This is a genomic window from Streptomyces sp. B6B3 (genome assembly GCF_039871525.1).
Taxonomy (GTDB): Bacteria; Actinomycetota; Actinomycetes; order Streptomycetales; family Streptomycetaceae; genus Streptomyces.
The window spans coordinates 1-21,929 of the sequence record NZ_JBDPLU010000007.1; the positions used below are offsets into that span (position 1 = coordinate 1).

The window sequence follows — 21,929 nt, forward strand, 5'->3', positions numbered from 1 at the left end:
CCGCTCCCGCGGGTCAGACGACACGACCGCCCGGCCACGCGCGGCCCGGCCCGACCGGCCACGCGCCGCCCCGACCGGGCCGACCCGATACCTACCGGCCCGGACGCCCGCCCCGCAGCGCGAACCCAGCGCGGGCGGCCCCGGAACATACGGACCCCGCAGGGCCGACCAGCGGCACCCCTGCGAGCCGGACGCCCGCACCGCACACCCGCACGGGTGACCCAGGCGGACGGACCCCCGCACCCGCCCAGTACCGCGAACCCAGTGCGGGTGGTCCCGGAACACGGCCCTCACGACGAGGCGACCGGTACCCGCCGGGAGGGTTTGTGTGGGTCGGATACGAACGGACTGCAGGAGACAGGGGGCAGGGCCCGGGTGTCGACCGGCGGGGCGAGTCGCGTGGGCCCGCGGGGACGGGCCGGCTCCGCCCCGGCGTGGGGCCGGGTGTGCCGGGGCCCGACCGCGGCGGCCCGGCGTTGAGGTGGCTCGCGTGGCGGCGCGCCCGGGGCGCGGCCGACCGTGCTAGTCCTCCTGGTCGGGGACCTGGAGGACCGCGAGGACCGGGAGGTGGTCGGTGGCCCTGAGCAGGTCGTCCCGGTGGATGCCGGGGAGCTCGGCCACGGCGGGCACGCCGCAGCTGAGCACCCGCACCCCCGGCGTGCAGAGCACCGCGTCGATCCGGCGCACCGGGGCGTGGGCGGGCGAGGTGAACTCGCCGCCCGCCGGGGCCGCGACCCAGCCGTCGGTGAGCTGCTCCGTGAGCCGCCGGAACATCCGCCCGCGCGGCCGCTCGTTGAGGTCGCCGGCGACCACCGCGTGCGGGGCGCCCAGGTCGGCCAGCCGGCCCAGCAGCAGCTCGCCCTGCGCGAACCGCTCGTCCCGTTGCAGGCTCAGATGGCAGCTGACCACGCCCAGCCGGGCCGACCGGCCGAACCGCAGCACGGCGGTGGCCAGGCCCCGCCGGTGCAGGCCCGGGGTGAGCGGGAAGGTGACGTCCTCGGTGCGCTCCACGGCCGCCCGCAGCGTGGACAGGATCATGGTGCCGCAGGAGGGCGCGCCGCCGGTCACGTACGTCAGGCCGGTGCTGCGGGCCAGCCGGGCCGCGGCGTGCCGCCAGCGGACGAACCGCGGGGCCTCCTGCACGCAGACCACGTCGGGAGCGCAGGCCCGGATCACCCGGGCCAGCGCCGCCACGTCGTCGCGCATGGAGCGGATGTTGTAGCTCAGCAGGCGTACCTGGGCGGCCATCCGCCGGTCTTCCCCGCCCTCAGCCCTGACGCGCCAGGTCGGCCGCGCCCACCAGGCCCGCCCGGCCGCCGAGTTGCGCGGCGACGACCTGGGCGTGCGGGCGGTACCTGCTGCCCACCAGCCAGCGCCGGAAGGACTTCCTGATGGGTTCGAGCACCAGGTCCCCCTCGTCCGAGACGCCGCCGCCGACGATGAACGCTGACGGGTCGAAGAGCGAGGCGAGGTCGGCCAGGCCCGCACCGGCCCAACGGGCCAGCTCGCGGAAGGAGTCGACGGCCACCGGGCAGCCCTGCCGGGCGGCGGTGCTCACGTGCCGGCCCTCGATGCCCTCGGGGGTGCCGTCGCCGAGGCCCAGCAGCGTCTCGGCCGCCTCGGGGGTGGCGGTGGCCCGCTGCTGCGCGTACCGGACCAGCGCCCGCCCCGAGGCGTACTGCTCCCAACAGCCCTGGCTGCCGCAGCCGCACAGCAGGCCGTCGGGGACGACCCGGATGTGACCGAACTCGCCGGCCACGCCGAACCGGCCGCGATGCAGCCGGCCGCCGATGATGATGCCGCCGCCGAGCCCGGTGCCGAGCGTGATGCAGACGACGTCGTCGTGGCCCACCCCGGCGCCGAAGCGGTACTCCCCCCAGGCGGCGGCGTTGGCGTCGTTCTCGACGACCACGGAGAGGCTGACGCGCTGTTCGATCTTGTCCTTCAACGCCTCATGCCGCCAACGGATGTTGGGCGCGAAGAGCACCGTGGCCCGCTTGTCGTCGACGTAGCCGGCCGCGCCTATGCCCACCGCGTCCGCGGAGCTTCCGCTGCCCACGGCCCGGATCGCGTCGGCGATGGCCTCGACGACGCCCTCGGGGGTGCCCGGAGTGGCCACCTGGCAGGTGTCGAGGATGGTGCCGTCTTCGTCGACCACGCCGGCCGCGATCTTCGTGCCGCCGATGTCGACGCCGATGGTCAGTCCCATGTGTCCCTCAGTCGTGTCAGTGGTTCCCCGCCGCTGAACACGGTACCGGAGGGAGCGGAGGCTACCGTGCGGTCATCGTTCCGGATCAGTCCAGGTCGATACGGTGTGGGCCGTCCTGCCCCGGGGAATCGTCCCGCGAATCGTCCCGGTGGTCCGGAACGTCCCGGTCTTCCGCGTCCGCTTCACGGGCCGGCCGCGGCTGCTCGGGACGGTCGGGGCGATCGACGCGGGTCCAGGTCCGCTCCTGGCCCTCGACCGCGGAGCGGTAGGCGGCGAGCAACTCCTGCCCGGCCGCGGCCAGGTGCTGGAAGACCTCCGCGTTGCGCTCGATCACCGGCTCGATCCTGGCCCTGGCCTGGGCGGCGAGCGGCGCGGCGCCCAGCCCGAGGCCGCCGGGGAGGCGGGCGATCCGCTGGGTCACGGCGTCGGCGAGGCGGCGCAACTCCTCGGCCGGGTCCGGCGGTGGCGAGCCGTAGCGCTCGCGGCGGCGCGCCTGTTCGGCGGCGAGATCCTCCTCGGTGGCGGTGGCCCAGGCGTCAGCGTCGGCGTCGGGGGCGTCGCCCTCGGTGCGGCGCTGCTGCCCGGCGGGCTGCTGCTCCTCGGCGTCACTCATCAGCGGCCTCCTGCGACATGACCTGTCTGCACCTGTCTGCCAGGCCGTCCACGGCCCTCTCGGGCGCTCTCCCGGCCTCTTCCCGACGGTACCGGACGCCGGGCCGGTCGGTCAGATCGAAGCCGGTTCCCGGGGGGTCAGCCGCCGGCCGGCTCGCGCGGCCACTGCGCCGGGTCCGGGGCGAAGCGCACCGCGAGGGTGCCGTCGTCCTCCAGCGCGGCGCCGGTCACGGTGCACCGGCGGAGCACGGCGGGCAGCGCCAGCAGCCGGCGGAAGGGTCCCGTGGTGACGATGAGTTCGTCCCCGCGGCGGACCAGGTCGAGTTCCTCGCGCACCGCGCCGGGCAGCGGCAGCCGCCAGACCAGCAGGCCGTCGGCGGTGCGCCGGTCGTCCAGCGACGCGGCCACCCGGTGCGGGTGCGCGGCGGGCATGGGGGTACTCCCCCGGGCCCTGGCGGCCCGGGAGGTGCCCCCACCCAGGCCCCAAGGGCCTGGGGGAGGCACCTCCCCGAGGTCCGCAGGACCCGGTGCGCGGCCCAGATGCGGCAGTTCGCGGGGCTCCGGGTGCGGTGCGAGGAGCCCGGCGGCCCGGACCAGCCCGGCGAGCGCGGTCCGCTGCCGGTCGGCCGCGCCGGCGAGCCAGGGATCCGCGGAACCGGCCGGGAGCATCCGGTTGGCGATCACGGCGTCGAGCGCCAGGCCGTGCAGGGCGAGCCCGGCGCGGGCGGCGCGCGCGACGGTCACCGAACGGTCGGAGCCCGGGTCGACCACCAGCCGCACGGCGGTGCCCGGCGCGTCGATCACCCGCTGCGCGGAGGCCAGCGCGGCGTCCCAGCGGTCGGTGGCGGCGAACAGGTCGGGGAACGGCAGCGGCACGCCGGTGAGCTGGGCCAGCAACGGGCGCAGCCCGCGGGCCGTGAGCCGCTCGGGCGGGAGCAGCCGGCGCAGGTAGCGGCGCAGTTGCTCGGGCAGGGCCAGCAGCCGCAACGCCTCGGTGGCCGACGGCAGGTCGACGACCAGCAGGTCCCAGCGGCCGGCGGCGTGCGCCGCGGGCACCGACCGCAGCAGGGCCAGCGCGCACGAGCCCGGCAGGTCGGTGAGCTCGTCGTCGTCCAGGGCGGCGGCACCGGCCGCGTCCAGCGCGGGCCGCACCCGCCGTTGCAGCTCCAGCACGCCCGCGCGGAACGCCGCGGCGGCGTCCACCCGCGCCACGTCCAGCCGTGCCGCCCGTCCGGGTCGTTCCGCACCGGGTCGTTCCGCATCGGAGTGGCCGCCCGCGGCCCCACGGGCGTCCTCCGGCACCGCGACGGTCTCGGGCCAGACCGGTGGGGCGGTGCCGAGCAGCGCGGCCAGCGGCGCCGGCGGCGCCGTGGTCAGCAGCAGCGTGGCCGCCCCGGCGCGGGCCGCCGCGAGCGCGGTGCCCGCCGCGACGGTGGTGCTCCCGTCGCCGCCGGGTCCGGTCACGAAGAGCGTGCGCGGCTCCGCGGTCATCGCTCCCCGGCCGCGCTCTCCACCCGCTTCTTCAGCCCGTCCAGCGCCCGTTCGATGATGACCTTCTCGGCCTTCCGCTTGATCGTGCCGAGCATCGGGATCTTCACGTCGACGGTCAGCTGGTAGGTGACCTCGGTGTGCTTGCCACCGGACACCGGGTCCAGCCGGTAGCTGCCGTCCAGCGCCCGCAGCATCTTGGAACGCACCAGCGTCCAGCTGACCTCCTGGTCACCCGCCCACTGGTAGGCCAGCGTGTGCTCGTCCCGGATCGCGCCGGCGTCCAGCAGCAGCCGCACCTGCTCGGCGCGGCCCGCCGCGTCGGCGGAGAGCACCTCGGCCTCCTTCACCTCGCCCGTCCACTCGGGGTAGCGGCCGAAGTCGGCGATCACCGCCATGACCTCCGCGGGGGTGGCTTCGATGGTGGTGCTCGACCTGGTGTGTTCGGCCATCGCCGTGGCTCCTTGGAGATGTGGTGCGGGCCGGGCGTACCCCGTGGCCGTCCCGGGAAGGCTATCGCGCCCGGGGACGGGCCAGCCGGCGACGCCTGACGGCCGGGACCCGCGGTCTACAGCAGGCCGTCGAGGCGTTCCGCGAGCAGGTCCCAGCGCCAGTTCTCCTCGATCCAGGCCCGGCCGCGCTCGCCCATCCGCCGCCGCAGCTCCGGGTCGGCGAGCAGCGCGACGATCCGCTCGGCCGTCTCGGCCGGCGCGGCCTCGCCCGAGCCGCGCACGACCCAGCCGGTCTCGCCGTCGATCACCGCGTCGGGCGCGCCGCCGGAGTCGCCGCAGACGACCGGCAGACCGGTCGCGGAGGCCTCCAGGTAGACGATGCCCAGGCCCTCCACGTCGAGGCCGCCCAGCCGGGTGCGGCACGGCATGGCGAAGACGTCGCCGACGCCGTAGTAGGCCGGCAGGTCCTCCCAGGACACCTCGCCGGCGAACCGCACCGAGTCGGCCACCCCGGTCTTGTGGGCGAGCTTCTCCAGCGCCCCGCGGTACGGGCCGCCGCCGACGATCATCAGCACGGCGTCCGGCTCGGCGCGGAGGATGTGGGGCATGGACCGGATCAGGGTGTCCTGGCCCTTGCGCGGCACCAGCCGGGAGACGCACACCACCACGGGCCGGTCGCTCAGGCCGAGCTCGGCGCGGAGCGCCTTGCCGCCGGCGTCCGGGTGGAACGTCTTCTCGTTCACGCCGGGCGTCAGCTGCACCATCCGCGAGGCCGCCTCGGGCGTGAGCACCCGGGAGATCTTCTCCCGGTGGTACTCGCCGAGGTAGGTGATGGTGTCGGTGTGCTCCCCGATCCGGCGCAGCAGGCGCTTGGTGCCGGGCATGCCGGCCCAGCCGGACTCGTGCCCGTGCGAGGTGGCCACCAGTTGCTCGGCGCCCGCGGCGCGCAGCGTGGGTGCCATCAGCGCCAGCGGCGCGGCGGCACCGAACCACACGCCGGTGCAGCCGTGCTCCTTCAGGAGCTCGGCGGCCCGCTTGGCGACCCGGGGGGTGGGCAGCAGCATGCCGGCCCGGTCCCGGATGACCGGGAAGGGCTGCTCGGCGTCGAACCGCTCGGCGGCCCGCCGCGTCTCGTCGTCCCGCGTCCAGTCCGACACGTACACCACGACCTGTCGAGGGTCGAGGCGCTGCGCCAGCGTGTGCAGGAAGATCTGGATCCCTCCCGGGCGGGGCGGGTAGTCATTGGTCACGATCAACGTCTTACGCATCGCCCTGACCATATCCGCTCAGGAGGCGCCTCGGATCCGCCAGGGGTCACCGAGATCAGTCAGAGCCCCACAAACGCGGTTCAGTGGGCGTTCAAGAACTCTTTCATCCTGATTTAGCCGTGATTTAGCCTGTATTGGGTTCGGATGTGCGTCTCCTCACGGTCTGACGACCGCGGAGACCGGCATGATGCCCACCGGGTCGTAGCGCACCGTCGCGCCGGGGTGGGGCGAGTGCACGATCTGGCCGTCGCCGACGTACATCCCGACGTGGCTGGCGTCGGACCGGTAGACGACGATGTCGCCCGGCTGTGCCTGGTCCAGCGACACGTGCGGTCCCGCGCCCGCCTGGCCCTGCGAGGTGCGCGGCAGGGCGACGCCGGCCTGGGCGTACGACCACTGGATCAGGCCCGAGCAGTCGAAGGCGTCGGGGCCCGCCTGTCCCCAGCCGTAGGGGGCGCCCAGGACGCTCTGGGCGGCCGCGACGGCCGCGGCGGCCCGAGAGGACACGGGGGCGGGCGGCGGGGCGGTCCGGGCGGCGGCCGGGGTGGGCACCGGGGACGGGCTGCTCAGGGCGGCCGCGGCCCGTTGCCGCTCCTCGCGGGCCTGGCGCTCGGCGCGCTCCTCGGCGGACAGCCGCTCGTAGTGCTCCCTGGCCTCCGCCAGCCGCTCCTCGGCGGCGCGCCTGCGGTCGGCCAGCCGGTCCCGTTCGCCCGCCAACTCCTCCAGCGCGTCCTCGGCCTCCGCACGCCGCCGCTCCAGCGTGCGCTGGGCGGCCAGCAGTTCGCGCAACTGTCCCGACTGCCGGTCGCTGATCCGGTCCAGGGTGGTGGCGCGGTCCAGGTAGCCGTCGGGGTCCCCGGAGAGCATCAGGGCCAGCGACGGGTCGATGCCGCCGGCGCGGTACTGGGCGGCGGCGGCCGTGCCGAGGGCACGCCGCTGCTCGTTGACGGCCTCCTGGCCGCGCGCCACCCGCTCCTGGCGGCGGGCCACCTCGGCCTGGAGCTCCGCGACCCGCTCGGCGGTGCCGTTGTACGCCTCGACGGCCCGTTCGGCGCTGGCCAACAGCCGGTCCACCTCGGCCGCGGCGGCGGAGCTGTCGGCCGGCGGCGCCTCCGGTGTGGTGGCTCGGCCCGGGTCGGCGAGCACCGGCACCGCGGTCATGGCGGCCACGGCGGTCGCCGCGGTCACCGCCGCGGCGATGACGGTGACCCGAGCCACGAGCGCCCGGTTCGCCTGGGCCTGCGGAGGACGTCGATGGCAGACCACGTCGGCCGCGCTCCCTTCGGTGGGGTCCTGAGGGGAGCAGAATCTAACCGCGTGACGGGCAGATGCACGGGAGGCCACCGGCGCGCGAACCGACGCGCGACGCCGCGGTGCAGGTCACACCCGGCGCGAGGCCGAAGCGCGACTCCCCGGAATCACCTGGATGGGCCAGCACACTGAGCTGACGTCAGGGAGCTTGTGAGGGGCGGCGGTTCAGCCGACGCGGACTCCCCACATGAAGGGCATCACGTCGAGCGAGCTGTACTCGACCACGCCGCCGGGCCGCGGTGCGTGGATCATCTGACCATTGCCGGCGTAGATGCCCACGTGGCTCAGCTCGTCGTAGAAGAACACCAGGTCGCCGGGGGCGAGTTGGTCGCGGCTCACCGTGGCGCCGGCGTACGCCTGGTCCTGGGAGATGCGCGGCAGCGAGACGCCGGCCTGGCTGTAGGCCCAGGACGTGAGGCCCGAGCAGTCGAAGGAGCTGGGTCCGGTGGCGCCCCAGACGTAGGGGGCGCCCAGCGCGGTCTGCGCGGCGCTCAGCGCGGCCGCGCCGTACGAGGAGGCACCGCTCAGGTCCACCGGTCCCCCGGCCGCCGCGGCGGCGTCGGCGGCCTCCTGCTCCTGCTGCGCCTCCAGCTCCGCCTGCTCCTCGGCGGTGAGCTGGTTGAGGAGCTCCTGGGCGTCGTTCAACCTGCCCTGGATGATGTCCTTCTGCTCGTCGAGTTCCTCGCGCAGCTGCTCCAGCTCGTCGAGCTTCTCGGTGGCCTCCTCGCGCTGCTGGTCGAGAGTGCGCTGCTGCGCCTCGATCGACCGCAGCGTCTCGGCCTGCCGGCCGCTGACCTGGTCGAGGGTGGACGCCTGGTCGAGATAGGCGTCGGGATCGGCGGAGAGGAAGAGCTGCACGGAAGGGTCGAGGCCGCCGTTGCGGTACTGCGAGGAGGCGACGGAGCCGAGGCTGCCGCGCAGTTCGTTCAGCTCCTCCTGGCCGCGGGCCGCCGAGTCCTGGAGCTCCTCGACCTCGTCCTGGAGTTCCTGCTCCTCCTCCTTGACGCCGTTGTACTCCTCGATGGCCTCCTCGGCCTCGTGGTTGAGCTCCTCAACCTCCTCCTGAACCTCCTCCAGCGTGGGGTTCGGGTCCGCCTGTGCGGCGTGGGTGGAGGCGAGGGCTGCGGTGGCGACGGCGGTGGCGCCGAAGAACGTCACACGGGCGCGGCTTGGCTGCTTGGGACGACGGTGGGACGCCACGAAGGCGAGCTCCTTCTTCCTCAGCCGCCTGCCGGGGATGGGGGACGAACCCGGCTCCGCATCACAACCGCGGATTCGGCGGTAACCTCACGGCCACCCCGGGTGGGTGATCGACCGCGTGAAGGTTCGAGCCCTGACCCTAGCGAGCGGAGTTTCGCCGGTTCAAATCCCTGCGGGCATATTTTACTTACCTCACACGGCTAGCGATCGCCACCCCACGGTGTGTGGATGACACGGTGTGGCAAGCAGGACGCAAGCGGTGGCAAGGGCGCGGAACGCGCGCAATCCGGCAGATGGGCGCGCAACGGACACCGCCTGTGTGACCACACGCGAAGATTCCGTGCCGATCCGCCGACGCGGCGGACGCCCTGTGACGGCCGGCCGCGAAAGTGATGCCCCCCGCGACGACTGGTGAATCCTCCCCCAGGCGCGAGTGCGCTTCCCGCGCGCCCACTCCCCACCACAACGCGCTGGCGCGCGGCCTGAGCGGGCGCGGTAGGGGGTTTCGGGCGTGCCCGGACGCAGCGCCGCTGGTGCGGCCTCGCACTCCGCCCGGGCCGCCGGGGCGGCCGGTTCCTGCGCGGCCTCGTGCCGGCTCTGCCACCAGTGCGGGTCCCACGACAACCAGCCACTGCCGGACGGCACAAGCCGCGGCGACGGCCCACCGGCGGCACAGGCCCGCGCCAGCGGCACCGCGCGCCGGCGGGGCCCGGAATCCCTGTCGGCCGCTGCCGGACGGCGTGAGGTCCGAGCGGGCCAGCGGGGCGGGCTGGTGCGCGGTCTCGCGTAGGTGCCCAGGGGCGCGTAGGAGGCGCGGCGAGGGCGCGCGAGTCCACGGCAGGGCGAGGAGAACCGGCCGCTGCCGGGCGCGCGAGGCCGCCCGCGGCGGACAGCCGGGGCGCAGGCGGGCGCTGCGGGCGGCGTTGGGGGTGCGGGGTGCGCGGGAAGCGCTATGCGCGCGAGAGGCGGCGGAGCAGGAGTGCGGAGGCGACGGGGCGGGCGCCGGCGTGGGCGACGCCGTCGGCGACCTCCCGGTCGGCGGACACCACCACCACCGGGCGGCCCGGCGGTTCGGCCCGCACCAGGCGCCGGATCAGCTCGTCCGCGGTCTGCCCCGGCCGGCTGAACAGCACCCGCACGCCCCGCGGTGGCGCGAGCAGCACCGGCGCGGCCAGCTCCGCGCCGTCGAAGACGCACGTCACCTCGGCGCCGCTCTGCGCGGCGAGCCCCGCGAGGCCGCCCAGCAGCCGCAGCCGCTGCTTCTCCAGCGGCATGCTCGGATAGCCGGTCTTGGTCACGTTGTAGCCGTCGACCACCAGGTGCACCTGCGGCAGCGCCAACAACTGGTCGAGCAGCGCCGGATCGTCCTCGGCCAGCGCCCGGCGCGCCACCTCCTGCGGGCTCACGTCGCCGGGCGTCACCGCCTCCACCGTCTCGGCCGGCCGCAGGGTGGCGGGCGGCAGCGCCAGTTCGCGGCGGAGTCCCTGCGCGGCCTCCAGCACCGTGTCGAGCAGCAGCCGCAGCCGCATGTCGGTCAGGCTGCGCCCCTCCCGCACCGCCCGGCGGCTCGCCTCCAGCGCCTCCTCAGCGTCCGCGAGCCGGGTCCGCAACCGCCGCGCCTCGCCGTCGGCCTGCGCCTTGGCCGCGGCCGACTCCGCGCGCGTCTCGTCCAGTTCCGACTGCACCTTGCGCAGCGCCGCCTCGCCGCGGCGCACATCGCTCAGCGCGCTGCGCAGCTTGCGGCGCACCGCGTCGGTCTCCCGGCGCGCCGACTCCACCTCGCCGCGGAGCCGTTCGCCCTCGTGTCTGGCCGCGGCCCGGGCCTGCGCCAGCTCCTCGCGGAGCCGGGACAGCTCCCGCTCGCGCTCCTGCTCGACGTGCTCGGCCTGCGCCCGTTGCGCCTCCTCGCCGGCGGCGGCGACCAGCTTGGCCCAGCCCGGGGGCCGCAGCACGAAGGCCGCGGCGGCCACCTCGGCCGGATCCGCGGCGGGTGGCGGCGAACCGCGCTCCACGGCCTGCGCGAGCTCCGAGTCGGTGACTCGCAACCGGGCGGCCACCCGCTGCCGGAAGATGGGGTCGCTCTCCAGCGCGGTGGCCATGGCGCTGCCGCCGAACCGCACCCGGCGGGAGGGGGTGAAGCGGGCGTACTGACGCAGCGGGGCGGGAAGCTCGGAGACCGTCAGGCCGGCGAAGGCGTCGCTGGCCAGCGAGATGACCCGGTGTCTGACCCGCTCCGGGAGCGGTCGTTCGAGGCCCTCGCCGCCCGGCTCCGCCGGGTCGTCGTCCCTGGGACCCATCGCCCTCACACCGTCCGTCAGCCCAACGGGACCGGCGCGCCGGAGCGGCCGGCCCCGAGGGTCGGTCGCGGCGGTGGGTGATGCGCCATCGTGTCGCCTACTCTCCGTCTACTCTCCGTGTCCACGTCACATGCCCGTGGTGAGCGCCTCCCTGTCACCCTACGACCTGGTACGCCTCGCGTCTGCCGCGACCGCGGCGCGCCTGGGGCGGCGGGCTAAGGTGAGCTGCGTACGTCGTCGTACGCCGCCGCCCGCGGGTGGGCGGCGGACCGGGAACGCAGGGAGAGGTCCAGACGTGATCACTTCGATCGTGCTCATCAAGACCAGCGTGGACCGCGTCCCGGAGGTCGCGGAGCAGATCGCGTCGCTGGAGGGGGTCAGTGAGGTGTACTCCGTGACCGGGCCCCATGACCTTATCGCCATCGTCCGGGTGCGCCATCACGACGATCTCGCGGAGGTGATCCCGGGGCGCATCAGCAAGGTGCCGGGCGTCGCCTCCACCGAGACGCACATCGCTTTTCGCGCCTACTCGTCACACGACCTGGAAGCCGCGTTCGCGATCGGCCTCGACGCGTAGCCCTTGCCGGGCGCGCCACGGATTCCCGGCCGGTGGGTGGGAGCCGCCGCGAGCCGCCGGCTCCCACCCACCGGCCGGCCACGACCCGGCGCGACCGGCCCACACCGCGCGACGCCCGGGGCCGCCGGGCTCACATGACCGCCACCGTGCCCGCCCGCGACGATGTCCGGGCGGGCCGGCGTTGGGACGCCCCCGCTGCCGCTCCGCACCGATGAGGACCTGATCGCGAGCAGACGGCTCCGCGTTCGCGGACGACCGGGTTCAGCCGCGAGCACGCGCTCCCCGCCTGCGCGAGCCGGACGGTCACCCACGAACCACGACGCCGGAGGCGGCTCGGCCATCGGGCCCCGCCGCGGCACACGTCCCATCTGCTTCGCACCCGCGAGAGCCGGTGCTCCGGCGGATCTGCCCAGCCGCCTCGGACGCACTCACGGCGCCGCGAACCGGCGCGGCCGAATCCGCCACACGGCTCCGGCCGGTCCCCCAGGCGAGCCGCCGACAGCGGCTCGCCCGCGAGGGCCGGCGCTCCGGCGGACGTGCTCGTCTTCCACCGTCGGCCCCAGCGGGCCACGGCCGCCCGGCGCCCAGTCCTCCGGACGGCTCCTGGCCCTCAGAAGCGAGCCGTGCCGGGACTCGCTATGGCGGGTCGCTCGTCACGGCCGAGTGCTGCCTCGCCCACGGCCCGGCAAGGGCCGAAAGCGGGCGCGCGGCCACGGCCGGGCGCCCGGGCCGCGGGCCCGCCGGTACGGCCCGCGTCTCGGGCCGTACCGGCGGGCCCCGGGCTCCCGGGATCCGCCCGGCGAGGGCTAGGCGTGGCTGGCGGCGACCCAGCGGGAGAGGGTGGTGCGGGCGGCGCCGGAGTCGATGGACTCGGCCGCCTCGGTGATGCCGGCGGCGATCCGCTCGGCGAGCGAGACGTCGCTCGGCCGCAGGGCGGCCAGCGCGGCCGCCGCGTTGAGCAGCACCGCGTCCCGGACCGGGCCGCGCTCGCCGTCCAGCAGCCGGCGCGCGACGTCCGCGTTGTACGCCGCGTCAGCGCCCCGCAGCGCCTCCACGTCCACGAGCTCCAGGCCCACCGAGCGCGGGTCGAAGGACTCCTCGGTGACCTTGCCGTCCCTCACCGTCCACACCGTCGAGGTGGCGGTCGTGGTCAGCTCGTCCAGGCCGTCGTCGCCGCGGAAGACCAGCGCGGACGTGCCGCGCTCCGCCAGCACCCCGGCGAGGATCGGCGCCATCCGGGCGTCGGCGACGCCGGTCGCCTGTGCCTTCACCCGGGCCGGGTTGGTCAGCGGGCCCAGGAAGTTGAACGGCGTGGCGATGCCCAGCTCCTTGCGGGCCACGGCCACGTGCCGCAGCGCGGGGTGGAAGCGCACCGCGAAGCAGAAGCTGATGCCGGCCTCCAGCGCCACCTCGGCGACCCGGGCCGGGCTGAGGTCGAGGTTGACGCCCAGCTTCTCCAGCACGTCCGAGGAGCCCGACGCGCTGGACGCGGCGCGGTTGCCGTGCTTGACGACCCGGGCGCCGGTGCCGGCCACCACGATGGCGGCCATGGTGGAGATGTTCACGGTCCTGGCGCGGTCGCCGCCGGTGCCGACGACGTCCACCGTGTCGCCCGGCACCTCGATGACGTTGGCGTGCTGGTACATGGTCCGCACCAGCCCGGTGATCTCCTCCACCGTCTCGCCCTTGGCGCGCAGCGCGACCGCGAAGCCGGCGATCTGCACGTCGGTGGCCTCGCCAGTCATGATCTGGTCCATGGCCCAGGCGGTGTCCTCGGTGCCGAGGTCCCGGCCCGCGAGCAGCGCGCTCAGCAGGTCGGGCCAGGTGCGCGCCGTCGCGGTGTCGCCTCCGGCGGGGGTCGCAGCACTCATGGGGATCACTCCAGGCGTGGTCATGGCAGATGTGGTCGGAGGGTGACGGCCGACACCGCAGCCGTCGCACCGAGCATATGGCCTTACCGGTCGGTCATGCCGAACGCCGACGGGGGCCGCGGCTCCTCCGGAGTGGAGGTGCCGCGGCCCCCGCCGGGCGAACGCCCGGTGCGACCGTGGTGACGACCGTCAGTGATGGCCCTCGCCGCTGGTGATCGCGCGGTACTCCTCGGCCGTGGGCTTGGCGATCTGCGCGTGGTCGCCGTAGTAGCCGCGGCTGAGCCGCGCGCGCACCCGCTCCATCGGCCCGATCCGCCGGCGCACGCCGTTCTCGTCGGTCTCCGGACCGATCTCGAACGGACGGTGCTGGTCGTGCGCCGTGAGGATGTGGCGCTGTTCGGCGGACAGCGGCTCGTGCACCTCGATGAACTCGCCGTGCGGCAGCCGCTTGATGATGCCGGTCTCCCTGCCGTGCAGCACCTTCTCCCGGTCCCGGCGCTGGAGGCCGAGGCAGATCCGGCGCACCACCACGAAGGCGATCACCGGGAGCACGAAGAACGCGATCCGGCAGAACCAGGTGATGGAGTTGATCGACAGGTTGAAGTTGACCGCCCACACGTCGTTGCCGCCGGCGATCATGCAGACGAAGAACGCCGTGAGCCACGCCATGCCGAACGCGGTGCGGGTGGGCGAGTTACGCGGCCGCTGGGCGATGTGGTGTTCGCGCTTGTCCTTCGTCACCCAGCCCTCGAAGAACGGGTAGAGCCCTATCACCAGCAGCAGGCCGGGGAACACCGCAAGCGGCACCAGCAGGCCGAAGTTCAGCGTGTAGCCGCCGGGCAGCACCCATTCCCAGCCAGGCATCATCCGGACCATGCCCTCGGAGAAGCCGAGATACCAGTCCGGCTGGGCGTTGGTGGAGATCTGGTCGGGTCGGTAGGGCCCGAGCACCCAGATCGGGTTGATCGTGACGGTCGCCGCGATCACCGCGATGACGCCGAAGACCAGGAAGAAGAAGCCGCCCGCCTTCGCCATGTACACGGGCAGGAACGGCATGCCCACGACGTTGTCGTTGCCGCGTCCGGGGCCGGCGTAGTGGGTGTGCTTGTGGTACACGATCAGGATCAGGTGCGCCACCACCAGGCCCAGCATGATCCCCGGCAACACCAGCACGTGGATGATGAAGAACCTCGGGATGATGTCGTTGCCCGGGAACTCCCCGCCGAAGATGAACATCTGCAGGTAGCTGCCGACCACCGGGGTCGCCAGGACCGCGCCCTCGGCGAACCGGATGCCGATGCCGGACAGCAGGTCGTCGGGCAGCGAGTATCCGGTGAGTCCGGTGAAGATCGCCAACACCAGCAGCGTGAAGCCGAACAGCCAGTTGATCTCGCGCGGCTTGCGGAACGCGCCGGTGAAGAACACCCGCATCATGTGCATGAACAGGCCGACCACGAAGATCAGCGCCGCCCAGTGGTGGATCTGCCGGACCAGCAGGCCGCCGCGCACGTCGAAGCTGATGTCCAGGGTGGAGGCGTAGGCCTCGGACATCATCACGCCGTGCATCGGCTCGTACGGGCCGTGGTACTCGATCTCGGCCATGCTCGGCACGAAGAACAGCGTGAGGTAGACGCCGGTCAGGATCAGGATGAGGAAGCTGTAGAGGCAGACCTCACCGAGTAGGAACGACCAGTGGTCGGGGAAGATCTTCCGCATGTTGGCCTTGGCGAGGCCGTACAGCCCCACCCTGCCGTCGGCCCAGTCGGCGACCCGTTCGCCCGCTGGTGCCTTGCCCCTGGTCCTGCTCTTCGGGGCTTCTGTTGCCGTACTCATCCGCGCTCCCAGAAGCTCGGTCCAGGCGGTTCCTCGAAGTCACCGAGCGCCACGAGGAAGCCCTCGTCGTCCCGCGCGATGCGCAACTGCGGCAGCGGGTGGCCCGCCGGCCCGAAGAGCACCCTGGCGCCGTCCGCGAGGTCGAACGTGGACTGGTGACAGGGGCAGAGCGCGTGGTGCGTCTGCGCCTCGTAGAGCGTGGCGGGGCAACCGATGTGCGTGCAGATCTTGGAATAGCACAGGATGCCCTCGTGGCCCCAGTCCGCCGACCGCGCGTCCTTGATGTCCTCGGGCTCCAGCCGCACCAGCATGACCGCGGCCTTGGCGATCTGCTCGGGGAAGTCGTGGTCGTGCGGGTCGATGCCCTCGGGCATGGCCTGGGTCAGCGAGCCGACCGTGATGTCCTCGGGCCGCAGCGGCTGCATCGTGCTCTCGTTGATGATCCGCGCGCCGGCGCGCCAGGCGGTGTGCTGGAGCTTGTTGCCCGGCAACGGGCCGAGGTCGCGCAGCAGCAGCACGCCGGAGAGCGGCACCAGGGCGAGCGCGCCGTACAGCGTGCGCCGCACCAGGGTGCGCCGGCCGAACTGCGACTCCCTGGCGCCCTCGGCGAACTCCCGCAGGACGTACGCCCTGGTCTCCTCCGACGCCTCGATCGCGTGGCGGTCCTCGGAGACCTCCACGTCCGACATCAGGGTCCTGGCCCAGTGCACGGCGCCGGCGCCGATGCACAGCAGGGCGAGCCCGAGCGTCAGGCCGAGCGCGAAGTGCAGCCCGGCGACGTGGCCGAACGGCCAGATGTAGACGATCTCGTCGATCGGAATGGCGACGTAGGAGACGATGAAGCCGACCGTGGCGAGCATCGAGAGGGTGAAGAGGAACGCCACCGTGCGCTCGGAGCGCCTGGCGGCCTCCTCGTCGACGTCCTGCCGCCGGTGTTCGTGCGGGGGCAGCCCCGGGTCCGCGAACGGGTCGTCGTGGTGCACGACCGTGCCGTGCTCACGTTCGGCGGGCAGGTGTTCCGCCCGCGAGGTGTCTTCTGCTGCGTGTTGCTCTGTCTGGCTCATGACTTCCTGGCCTTCGCACTCCTCGCACCGATCCAGACGGCGCAGCCGACCAGGAACACCACGCCGAACGTCCAGGCGAAGAGTCCCTCGCCGACCGGCCCGTAGCCGCCCAGGGTGAAGCCGCCGGGGCTGGCCGACTCGGAGGTGTTGACCTCCTCCAGCCACGCGATGATGTCGCGCCGGTCCTGGTCGCTGAGCGCGGGGAAGGACGGCATGCTGCCCGAGCCCGTCATCATCACCTCGTACATGTACCGAGGGTCGACGTCGTGCAGGTTCGGCGCTTCCTTGCCCGCGGTGAGGGCGCCGCCCTCACCGGTGAAGTTGTGGCACTGCGAGCAGTTCGTGCGGAACAGCTCGCCGCCGTGCGCGGCGTCACCGTCGGCCGGGTCGTACGCCGACTCCTCCGGCACACTCGGGCCGGGGCCGAGGGAAGCGATGTACGCGGCCAGCTGGTCGATCTCGGCCTGCGTGTAGCTGGTGGGCTTCTCCTCCGCCTGCGGCCCCGGCTGCTGCAGCGGCATGCGGCCGGTGCCCACCTGGAAGTCCACGGAGGCGGCGCCGACGCCCACCAGGCTCGGACCGTCACTGCCGCCCTGGCCACCGTCGCCATGGCAGCTGGAGCAGCCGAGGTCGTACAGCTTCTTGCCCTCCTCGATGGCGAGGGACTGGGCCGAGTTGCTCCCGGCCTGCGCCTCGTCCGCGGGGGCGAGCGCGGTGTACAACCCCCCCGTGGCCGCCAGCGCGAGGAGGAGGACGACGAACGCCGCCAGCGGATGGCGCCGTCGTGCGGTGAGCTTTTTCACGGATTACCCCGGTGTCAGGATCTTCTGCGTCGCTGCGTGTGCTGTGGTCGGTGCGTGGGTGCGGTGGTGTCGGGCTACTTGATCAGGTAGATCGTGGCGAAGAGGCCGATCCAGACGACGTCGACGAAGTGCCAGTAGTACGACACGACGATCGCGGTGGTGGCCTGCTCGTGGGTGAAGCGTCGGGCCGCGTAGGTGCGACCCAGCACGAGCAGGAAGGCGATCAGGCCGCCCAGCACGTGCATACCGTGAAATCCGGTGGTCAGGTAGAAGGCCGAACCATAGGGATCGTCCTCACCGTGGACCCCGGAGGAGAGCGAGATTCCCTCGTGGGCGACGAGCTCGACGTACTCCGTCACCTGGCCGCCGATGAAGACGGCGCCCATGATGAAGGTGATCACGAACCACTTGCGGAGCCGCTTCACGTCACCGCGCTCGGCCGCGAAGACGCCGAGCTGGCAGGTGAGCGAGGAGAGCACCAGCACGGTGGTGTTGGCGGCCGAGAAGGGCACGTTGAGCGTGTCGGCGTTCTCCTGCCAGTACTCGGACCCCATCACGGAACGCAGGGTGAAGTACATCGCGAAGAGGGCCGCGAAGAACATCAGCTCGGAACTCAACCAGATGACGGTTCCGACGCTCGTGACGTTCGGCCGGTTCACCGACGGAACCGACGGATGCGCGTGCCCGGTGTCTACTGCTGTTGCTGTCGCCACGCCCGTCATTATGTCGGTCGCTCATCCGACGTTTGCTCCGGGGGTGCCGTTCGGAGTGTTCCACCACCGAGGAGTAGCATCCGGCGTGTCCGCCCGGGCCCACGGAGGTAACGATGCAGCGCACCGCCACGGTGCTGGTCTACAGCGACGACGTCAACACCCGCCAGCAGACGCGGCTGGCCGCGGGCCGCCGGCCGGCCGCCGACGTGCCGGCCGTCGAGTACGTGGAGTGCGCGACGCTGCCCGCGGTGCTGAGCGCCCTGCGGGACGGCGGCATCGACGCCTGCGTGCTGGACGGCGAGGCCGTCCCCGCCGGCGGGATGGGCGTCTGCCGGCAGATCAAGGACGAGATCTTCGACTGCCCGCCCGTGCTGCTGCTGATCGGCCGGCCGACGGACGCCTGGCTGGCCACCTGGAGCCGGGCGGAGGCGGCGGTGGCCCACCCGCTGGACCCGGCCGAGCTGGCCGCGGCCCTCGCGTCCCTGCTCCGCGGCAAGGTTCTGGCCGAACCGGCCTGAGCGACGTCCTTGCCGGACGGGTCCGCGTGCGGGTCACGGGCCTCAGCCCGTGACCCCCAGGCCTGACCACCGACCGGGACGGCCCGGCACCCGCGGCCCGGTGGGTCAGGGCCACCGGTCCTGGCTGTGCCGTTGCCCGGTGCGGCCGGATGACCGGCGACCGCCGGGCCGGACGGTCAATGGCCACCGGTCCCGGCGCAACGATGATGGGGCCGGCGCCGGGCCGGGTTCAGATGGTCGGGCTCAGGTGGCCCTGTTGGGTCTCGTCGGCGACAGCCGACAGCGCGCTGCCCTGCTGCCACTCCTCCCAGCTGAGGTTCCAGTCCCCGAAGCCGTTGCCGAAGGCGGGCATGTCCTCGCCGAAGCCGTTGACGTGCTCGACGATGTCGCCCGGGCCCACCAGGTCGTAGAACCAGAGGGCGTTCTCCGTGCTCAGGCCGGTGCAGCCGTGACTGACGTTGGCGATGCCGTGCGAGGCCAGGGACCAGGGCGCGCCGTGCACGTACTCGCCGCTCCAGGTGAGCTGGGTCGCCCATTCGACGTTGAGGTCGTAGGACTCGGCGCTGCCGGCCGGTATGCCGATGCTGGTGCCGGTCATCCGGACGTTCGACGCCTGGCCGAGCACCACCTTCTTGCCGTCCCGGGTGCGGAAGCCCTCCTTGCCCGTGGTCATCGGCATGGTCCGCAGCTCCTCGCCGTTGCGCGACACCGTCATGGTGAGGGCGGTGATGTCGGCGACGGCCTCGATGCGGTCCCCGGTGGTGATCTCCAGCGGCTCGGCGCGGGTGCCGCGCAGCTCCTCGCCGAGCGGGAGCCCCGTCAGGTCCGCCTGCACGGTGATGCTGGCGTCGGCGGGCCAGTACTCCTTGGGCCGGTAGTGCACCGTCTGGTCGTCGACCCAGTACCAGGAGCCGACGACGGCGGGCTCGGAGCTCACCAGCAGGGCGCTCTCGACCAGCGCCCGCTGCGCGGGGTCGCTGATCTTCCTGTCGAGCGCCGCGGTGAGCGGCTGCCCCACGCCGTACTCGCCGGGCTCGGGGCCGAGGGTGACGCCGAGCTCCCTGGCGTCCGACGGTCCCGTACGGAACGCGTGCTCGCCGCGGCCCTGGTCCCCGTCGTCGTTCTCCGTGCTGACCCGGACCGTGTAGCTGCTGTCCGGGGCCAGCGGTCCGGTGCTGCTCCAGCCGCGGCCGTCCGCGGTCAGCTCGCCCGGCAGCGTGCGCCCGTCGGCGTCGGTGGCGACCACGTCGGTGATCCGGCTGTCCCCGTCGCCGCTCGCGGTGATGCGCAGCGGCTCGTCCGGATCCACCGTTTTCCCTCCCCCCTGGACGCCCCCCTGGGTGCCGAAGCTGAGCTCCTCGGTGGCGTCGTACGGGCTGCCGGTCAACGAGCCGCCGCCGACGCATCCGGCGAGGCCGGCCGAGAGCGGGACGAGGACCAGTACGCAGCCGATCGCGGTCCGGGCGATGCGGCCTATGTCGGCGCGGCTGTCGGTGCGGCCTATGTCGTTACTCATAGCCAAAAAGTACGTAAAGTTCCCCCGTACGGCGCGCTGGCTGACTGCAAACGGGTCGGCCCCCGGAAGGACACTGCCTTCCGGGGGCCGGGACCGCACGGCGTTCGGGTCACTGGTTCTGGTTGACCCCGCGGTAGTACTCGAAGACCCAGAACCACAGGCCCACCGCCACCAGCGGGGCGGTGAAGTACAGGAACCACCAGCCGAACACCGGGCTCATGAAGGCGCACAGGCCACCTCCGGCGAGCAGCAGCGGGGCCCAGCTGGTCGGGCTGTAGAAGCCGACCTCGCCGGCGTCGTCCGCGACGTCGGCCTCCTTGTTGTCCTGCGCCCCGGTGTCCACCCGGCGGGCGGTGAACACCAGGTAGAAGCCGATCATGCCGGCCAGGCCGAAGGACAGGAACAGCGCCGTGGTGCCGACCGGCTCCTTGGACCACAGGCCGTATACCACGGCCGAGCCCAGCATGAAGATGGCGATACCACTGAAGAGGTATCCCTGGAGCCTCACTTGACCGCCCCCTCGCCGGCCTCGACGGCCTCACGGTTCTGGATGTCCAGCTGGTCGAGCGCCGCGATCTCGGGGTGGTGCAGGTCGAACGCGGGCGACTCGGAACGGATCCGCGGCAACGAGGTGAAGTTGTGCCGCGGCGGGGGCGAGGCGGTGGCCCATTCGAGCGACCTGCCGTAGCCCCACGGGTCGTCGGTCTCGACCTTCTCGCCGTACTTCCAGGTCTTCCAGACGTTGTAGAAGAACGGCAGCATCGACAGGCCGAGCAGGAACGAGCTGATGGTGGAGATGGTGTTCAGCGCGGTGAAGCCGTCCGCCGCCAGGTAGTCGGCGTAGCGGCGCACCATGCCCTCCGCGCCCAGCCAGTGCTGGACCAGGAAGGTGCCGTGGAAGCCGATGAAGAGCGTCCAGAAGGTGATCTTGCCGAGCCGCTCGTCGAGCATCTTCCCGGTGAACTTGGGCCACCAGAAGTGGAAGCCGGCGAACATCGCGAAGACCACCGTGCCGAAGACCACGTAGTGGAAGTGCGCCACCACGAAGTAGGAGTCGGAGATCGCGAAGTCCAGCGGCGGGGAGGCCAGGATGACGCCGGTCAGGCCGCCGAAGAGGAAGGTCACCAGGAAGCCGATCGACCACAGCATCGGCGTCTCGAAGCTCAGCGAGCCCTTCCACATGGTGCCGATCCAGTTGAAGAACTTCACGCCGGTCGGCACCGCGATCAGGAAGGTCATGAACGAGAAGAACGGCAACAGCACCGCGCCCGTCACGTACATGTGGTGCGCCCAGACCGTCACCGAGAGGCCGGCGATCAGGATCGTCGCGGCGACCAGGCCGATGTAGCCGAAGACCGGCTTGCGGCTGAACACCGGGATGACCTCGGAGACGATGCCGAAGAACGGCAGCGCGATGATGTACACCTCGGGATGGCCGAAGAACCAGAAGAGGTGCTGCCACAGGATGGCGCCACCGTTGGCCGAGTCGAAGATGTGTGCCCCGAACGTCCGGTCGGCCTGCAGCGCGAAGAGCGCCGCCGCCAGCACCGGGAAGGCCAGCAGCACCAGCACGCCGGTGAGCAGCACGTTCCAGGTGAAGATCGGCATGCGGAACATCGTCATGCCGGGGGCGCGCATGCAGATGATGGTGGTGATGAAGTTGACGGAGCCGAGGATGGTGCCGAAGCCGGAGAAGGCCAGGCCCATGATCCACATGTCGGAGCCGAGTCCCGGCGAGTGCACCGCGTCGGACAGCGGGGCGTAGGCGAACCAGCCGAAGCTCGCGGCGCCCTGCGGGGTGAAGAAGCCGCTGACGGCGAGGATGCTGCCGAAGAGGTAGAGCCAGTACGCGAACGCGTTCAGCCGGGGGAACGCCACGTCGGGCGCGCCGATCTGCAGCGGCATGATCCAGTTCGCGAACCCGGCGAAGAGCGGGGTGGCGAACATCAGCAGCATGATCGTGCCGTGCATGGTGAACAGCTGGTTGTACTGCTCGTTCGTCACCAGCTGGGTGCCGGGGCGGGCCAGCTCGGCGCGCATCACCAGGGCCATCACGCCGCCGATGATGAAGAAGACGAACGACGTGATCAGGTAGAGCGAGCCGATCGTCTTGTGGTCCGTGGTGCTCAGCCAGGAGACGATGACGGCACCGCGCGGCTTGCGCGGGGCTTCGGCCCCGGGCTCGCGCGAGGCGGCG

Annotated in this window: 19 protein-coding genes; 2 read left to right on the plus strand and 17 right to left on the minus strand. The window is 72.9% G+C overall.

Features of this window, described 5'->3' with window-relative positions; all coding sequences use genetic code 11:
• Positions 1 to 522 precede the first annotated feature (522 nt).
• From ABGB06_RS16370 to ABGB06_RS16410, 9 genes are all read right to left on the minus strand, one after another.
• Positions 523 to 1,248, minus strand: a complete 726-nt coding sequence (locus ABGB06_RS16370; protein ID WP_347589866.1) for an endonuclease/exonuclease/phosphatase family protein — start codon at positions 1,246 to 1,248, stop codon at positions 523 to 525.
• Positions 1,249 to 1,267: 19 nt separating this feature from the next.
• On the minus strand, positions 1,268 to 2,209 hold the full coding sequence (locus ABGB06_RS16375) for an ROK family glucokinase (protein WP_347589868.1): 942 nt from the start codon (positions 2,207 to 2,209) through the stop codon (positions 1,268 to 1,270).
• Between the two features lie 85 nt (positions 2,210 to 2,294).
• A complete protein-coding gene (locus ABGB06_RS16380) occupies positions 2,295 to 2,822 on the minus strand; it encodes a DUF5304 family protein (protein ID WP_347589870.1) in 528 nt (175 codons plus the stop codon).
• A 137-nt stretch (positions 2,823 to 2,959) separates the two neighbouring features.
• Positions 2,960 to 4,312: an ArsA-related P-loop ATPase gene (locus tag ABGB06_RS16385; RefSeq protein WP_347589872.1), complete on the minus strand. Its 1,353-nt coding sequence runs from the start codon at positions 4,310 to 4,312 to the stop codon at positions 2,960 to 2,962.
• Entirely contained in the window at positions 4,309 to 4,761 is a 453-nt protein-coding gene (locus ABGB06_RS16390; protein ID WP_347589874.1) for an SRPBCC family protein, read from the minus strand. Before ABGB06_RS16390 ends, ABGB06_RS16385 begins: the two co-directional genes overlap by 4 nt.
• A gap of 116 nt (positions 4,762 to 4,877) precedes the next feature.
• The gene (locus ABGB06_RS16395) at positions 4,878 to 6,029 is read right to left on the minus strand and encodes a glycosyltransferase family 4 protein (RefSeq protein ID WP_347589875.1); all 1,152 of its coding nucleotides are present in this window, start codon (positions 6,027 to 6,029) and stop codon (positions 4,878 to 4,880) included.
• A gap of 156 nt (positions 6,030 to 6,185) precedes the next feature.
• Positions 6,186 to 7,295, minus strand: coding sequence for an NlpC/P60 family protein (locus tag ABGB06_RS16400; RefSeq protein ID WP_347589877.1), 1,110 nt, complete (start codon positions 7,293 to 7,295; stop codon positions 6,186 to 6,188).
• A 210-nt stretch (positions 7,296 to 7,505) separates the two neighbouring features.
• Entirely contained in the window at positions 7,506 to 8,540 is a 1,035-nt protein-coding gene (locus tag ABGB06_RS16405) for an NlpC/P60 family protein (RefSeq protein ID WP_347589879.1), read from the minus strand.
• A gap of 950 nt (positions 8,541 to 9,490) precedes the next feature.
• Positions 9,491 to 10,837: an NYN domain-containing protein gene (locus tag ABGB06_RS16410; protein ID WP_347589881.1), complete on the minus strand. Its 1,347-nt coding sequence runs from the start codon at positions 10,835 to 10,837 to the stop codon at positions 9,491 to 9,493.
• A 295-nt stretch (positions 10,838 to 11,132) separates the two neighbouring features.
• Here ABGB06_RS16410 and ABGB06_RS16415 point away from each other — a divergent pair, with 295 nt between their 5' ends.
• Positions 11,133 to 11,414 carry an Lrp/AsnC ligand binding domain-containing protein gene (locus tag ABGB06_RS16415; protein ID WP_347589883.1) on the plus strand — a complete coding sequence of 94 codons (282 nt, stop codon included), beginning with the start codon at positions 11,133 to 11,135 and terminating at the stop codon, positions 11,412 to 11,414.
• An 806-nt stretch (positions 11,415 to 12,220) separates the two neighbouring features.
• On the opposite strand, the gene trpD is transcribed toward ABGB06_RS16415, so the two are convergent.
• The 5 genes from trpD to ABGB06_RS16440 all read right to left on the minus strand — a co-directional run bounded on the left by trpD (position 12,221) and on the right by ABGB06_RS16440 (position 17,707).
• Entirely contained in the window at positions 12,221 to 13,285 is a 1,065-nt protein-coding gene (gene trpD, locus ABGB06_RS16420) for an anthranilate phosphoribosyltransferase (protein ID WP_347589885.1), read from the minus strand.
• A 189-nt stretch (positions 13,286 to 13,474) separates the two neighbouring features.
• Positions 13,475 to 15,118: a cytochrome bc complex cytochrome b subunit gene (locus ABGB06_RS16425; protein WP_347589887.1), complete on the minus strand. Its 1,644-nt coding sequence runs from the start codon at positions 15,116 to 15,118 to the stop codon at positions 13,475 to 13,477.
• Positions 15,115 to 16,182, minus strand: a complete 1,068-nt coding sequence (locus ABGB06_RS16430) for a Rieske 2Fe-2S domain-containing protein (protein ID WP_347589889.1) — start codon at positions 16,180 to 16,182, stop codon at positions 15,115 to 15,117. Before ABGB06_RS16430 ends, ABGB06_RS16425 begins: the two co-directional genes overlap by 4 nt.
• A complete protein-coding gene (locus ABGB06_RS16435) occupies positions 16,179 to 16,985 on the minus strand; it encodes a c-type cytochrome (RefSeq protein ID WP_347589891.1) in 807 nt (268 codons plus the stop codon). The genes ABGB06_RS16430 and ABGB06_RS16435 overlap by 4 nt, the downstream gene beginning before the upstream one ends.
• A gap of 74 nt (positions 16,986 to 17,059) precedes the next feature.
• Positions 17,060 to 17,707, minus strand: a complete 648-nt coding sequence (locus ABGB06_RS16440; RefSeq protein WP_347589893.1) for a heme-copper oxidase subunit III — start codon at positions 17,705 to 17,707, stop codon at positions 17,060 to 17,062.
• A 104-nt stretch (positions 17,708 to 17,811) separates the two neighbouring features.
• On the opposite strand from ABGB06_RS16440, the gene ABGB06_RS16445 reads away from it, so the two are divergent.
• Positions 17,812 to 18,216: a hypothetical protein gene (locus ABGB06_RS16445; protein WP_347589895.1), complete on the plus strand. Its 405-nt coding sequence runs from the start codon at positions 17,812 to 17,814 to the stop codon at positions 18,214 to 18,216.
• A gap of 229 nt (positions 18,217 to 18,445) precedes the next feature.
• On the opposite strand, the gene ABGB06_RS16450 is transcribed toward ABGB06_RS16445, so the two are convergent.
• The 3 genes from ABGB06_RS16450 to ctaD form a co-directional block, all read right to left on the minus strand.
• Positions 18,446 to 19,732, minus strand: a complete 1,287-nt coding sequence (locus ABGB06_RS16450; RefSeq protein ID WP_347589897.1) for an Ig-like domain-containing protein — start codon at positions 19,730 to 19,732, stop codon at positions 18,446 to 18,448.
• A gap of 109 nt (positions 19,733 to 19,841) precedes the next feature.
• Complete coding sequence (locus tag ABGB06_RS16455) at positions 19,842 to 20,240, minus strand: cytochrome c oxidase subunit 4 (protein WP_347589899.1); 399 nt, start codon at positions 20,238 to 20,240, stop codon at positions 19,842 to 19,844.
• A complete protein-coding gene (gene ctaD / locus ABGB06_RS16460) occupies positions 20,237 to 21,874 on the minus strand; it encodes a cytochrome c oxidase subunit I (protein ID WP_347590460.1) in 1,638 nt (545 codons plus the stop codon). The genes ABGB06_RS16455 and ctaD overlap by 4 nt, the downstream gene beginning before the upstream one ends.
• Positions 21,875 to 21,929: the final 55 nt, after the last annotated feature.

Coding starts and splice junctions, on each gene's coding strand:
- ABGB06_RS16380 (WP_347589870.1), bottom strand. CDS start 2,822: ATGAGTGACGCCGAGGAGCAGCAGCCCGCCGGGCAGCAGCGCCGCACC.
- ABGB06_RS16440 (WP_347589893.1), bottom strand. CDS start 17,707: ATGACGGGCGTGGCGACAGCAACAGCAGTAGACACCGGGCACGCGCAT.
- ABGB06_RS16370 (WP_347589866.1), bottom strand. CDS start 1,248: ATGGCCGCCCAGGTACGCCTGCTGAGCTACAACATCCGCTCCATGCGC.
- ABGB06_RS16395 (WP_347589875.1), bottom strand. CDS start 6,029: ATGCGTAAGACGTTGATCGTGACCAATGACTACCCGCCCCGCCCGGGA.
- ABGB06_RS16450 (WP_347589897.1), bottom strand. CDS start 19,732: ATGAGTAACGACATAGGCCGCACCGACAGCCGCGCCGACATAGGCCGC.
- ABGB06_RS16385 (WP_347589872.1), bottom strand. CDS start 4,312: ATGACCGCGGAGCCGCGCACGCTCTTCGTGACCGGACCCGGCGGCGAC.
- trpD (WP_347589885.1), bottom strand. CDS start 13,285: ATGAGTGCTGCGACCCCCGCCGGAGGCGACACCGCGACGGCGCGCACC.
- ABGB06_RS16430 (WP_347589889.1), bottom strand. CDS start 16,182: ATGAGCCAGACAGAGCAACACGCAGCAGAAGACACCTCGCGGGCGGAA.
- ABGB06_RS16425 (WP_347589887.1), bottom strand. CDS start 15,118: ATGAGTACGGCAACAGAAGCCCCGAAGAGCAGGACCAGGGGCAAGGCA.
- ABGB06_RS16445 (WP_347589895.1), top strand. CDS start 17,812: ATGCAGCGCACCGCCACGGTGCTGGTCTACAGCGACGACGTCAACACC.
- ABGB06_RS16390 (WP_347589874.1), bottom strand. CDS start 4,761: ATGGCCGAACACACCAGGTCGAGCACCACCATCGAAGCCACCCCCGCG.
- ABGB06_RS16375 (WP_347589868.1), bottom strand. CDS start 2,209: ATGGGACTGACCATCGGCGTCGACATCGGCGGCACGAAGATCGCGGCC.
- ABGB06_RS16410 (WP_347589881.1), bottom strand. CDS start 10,837: ATGGGTCCCAGGGACGACGACCCGGCGGAGCCGGGCGGCGAGGGCCTC.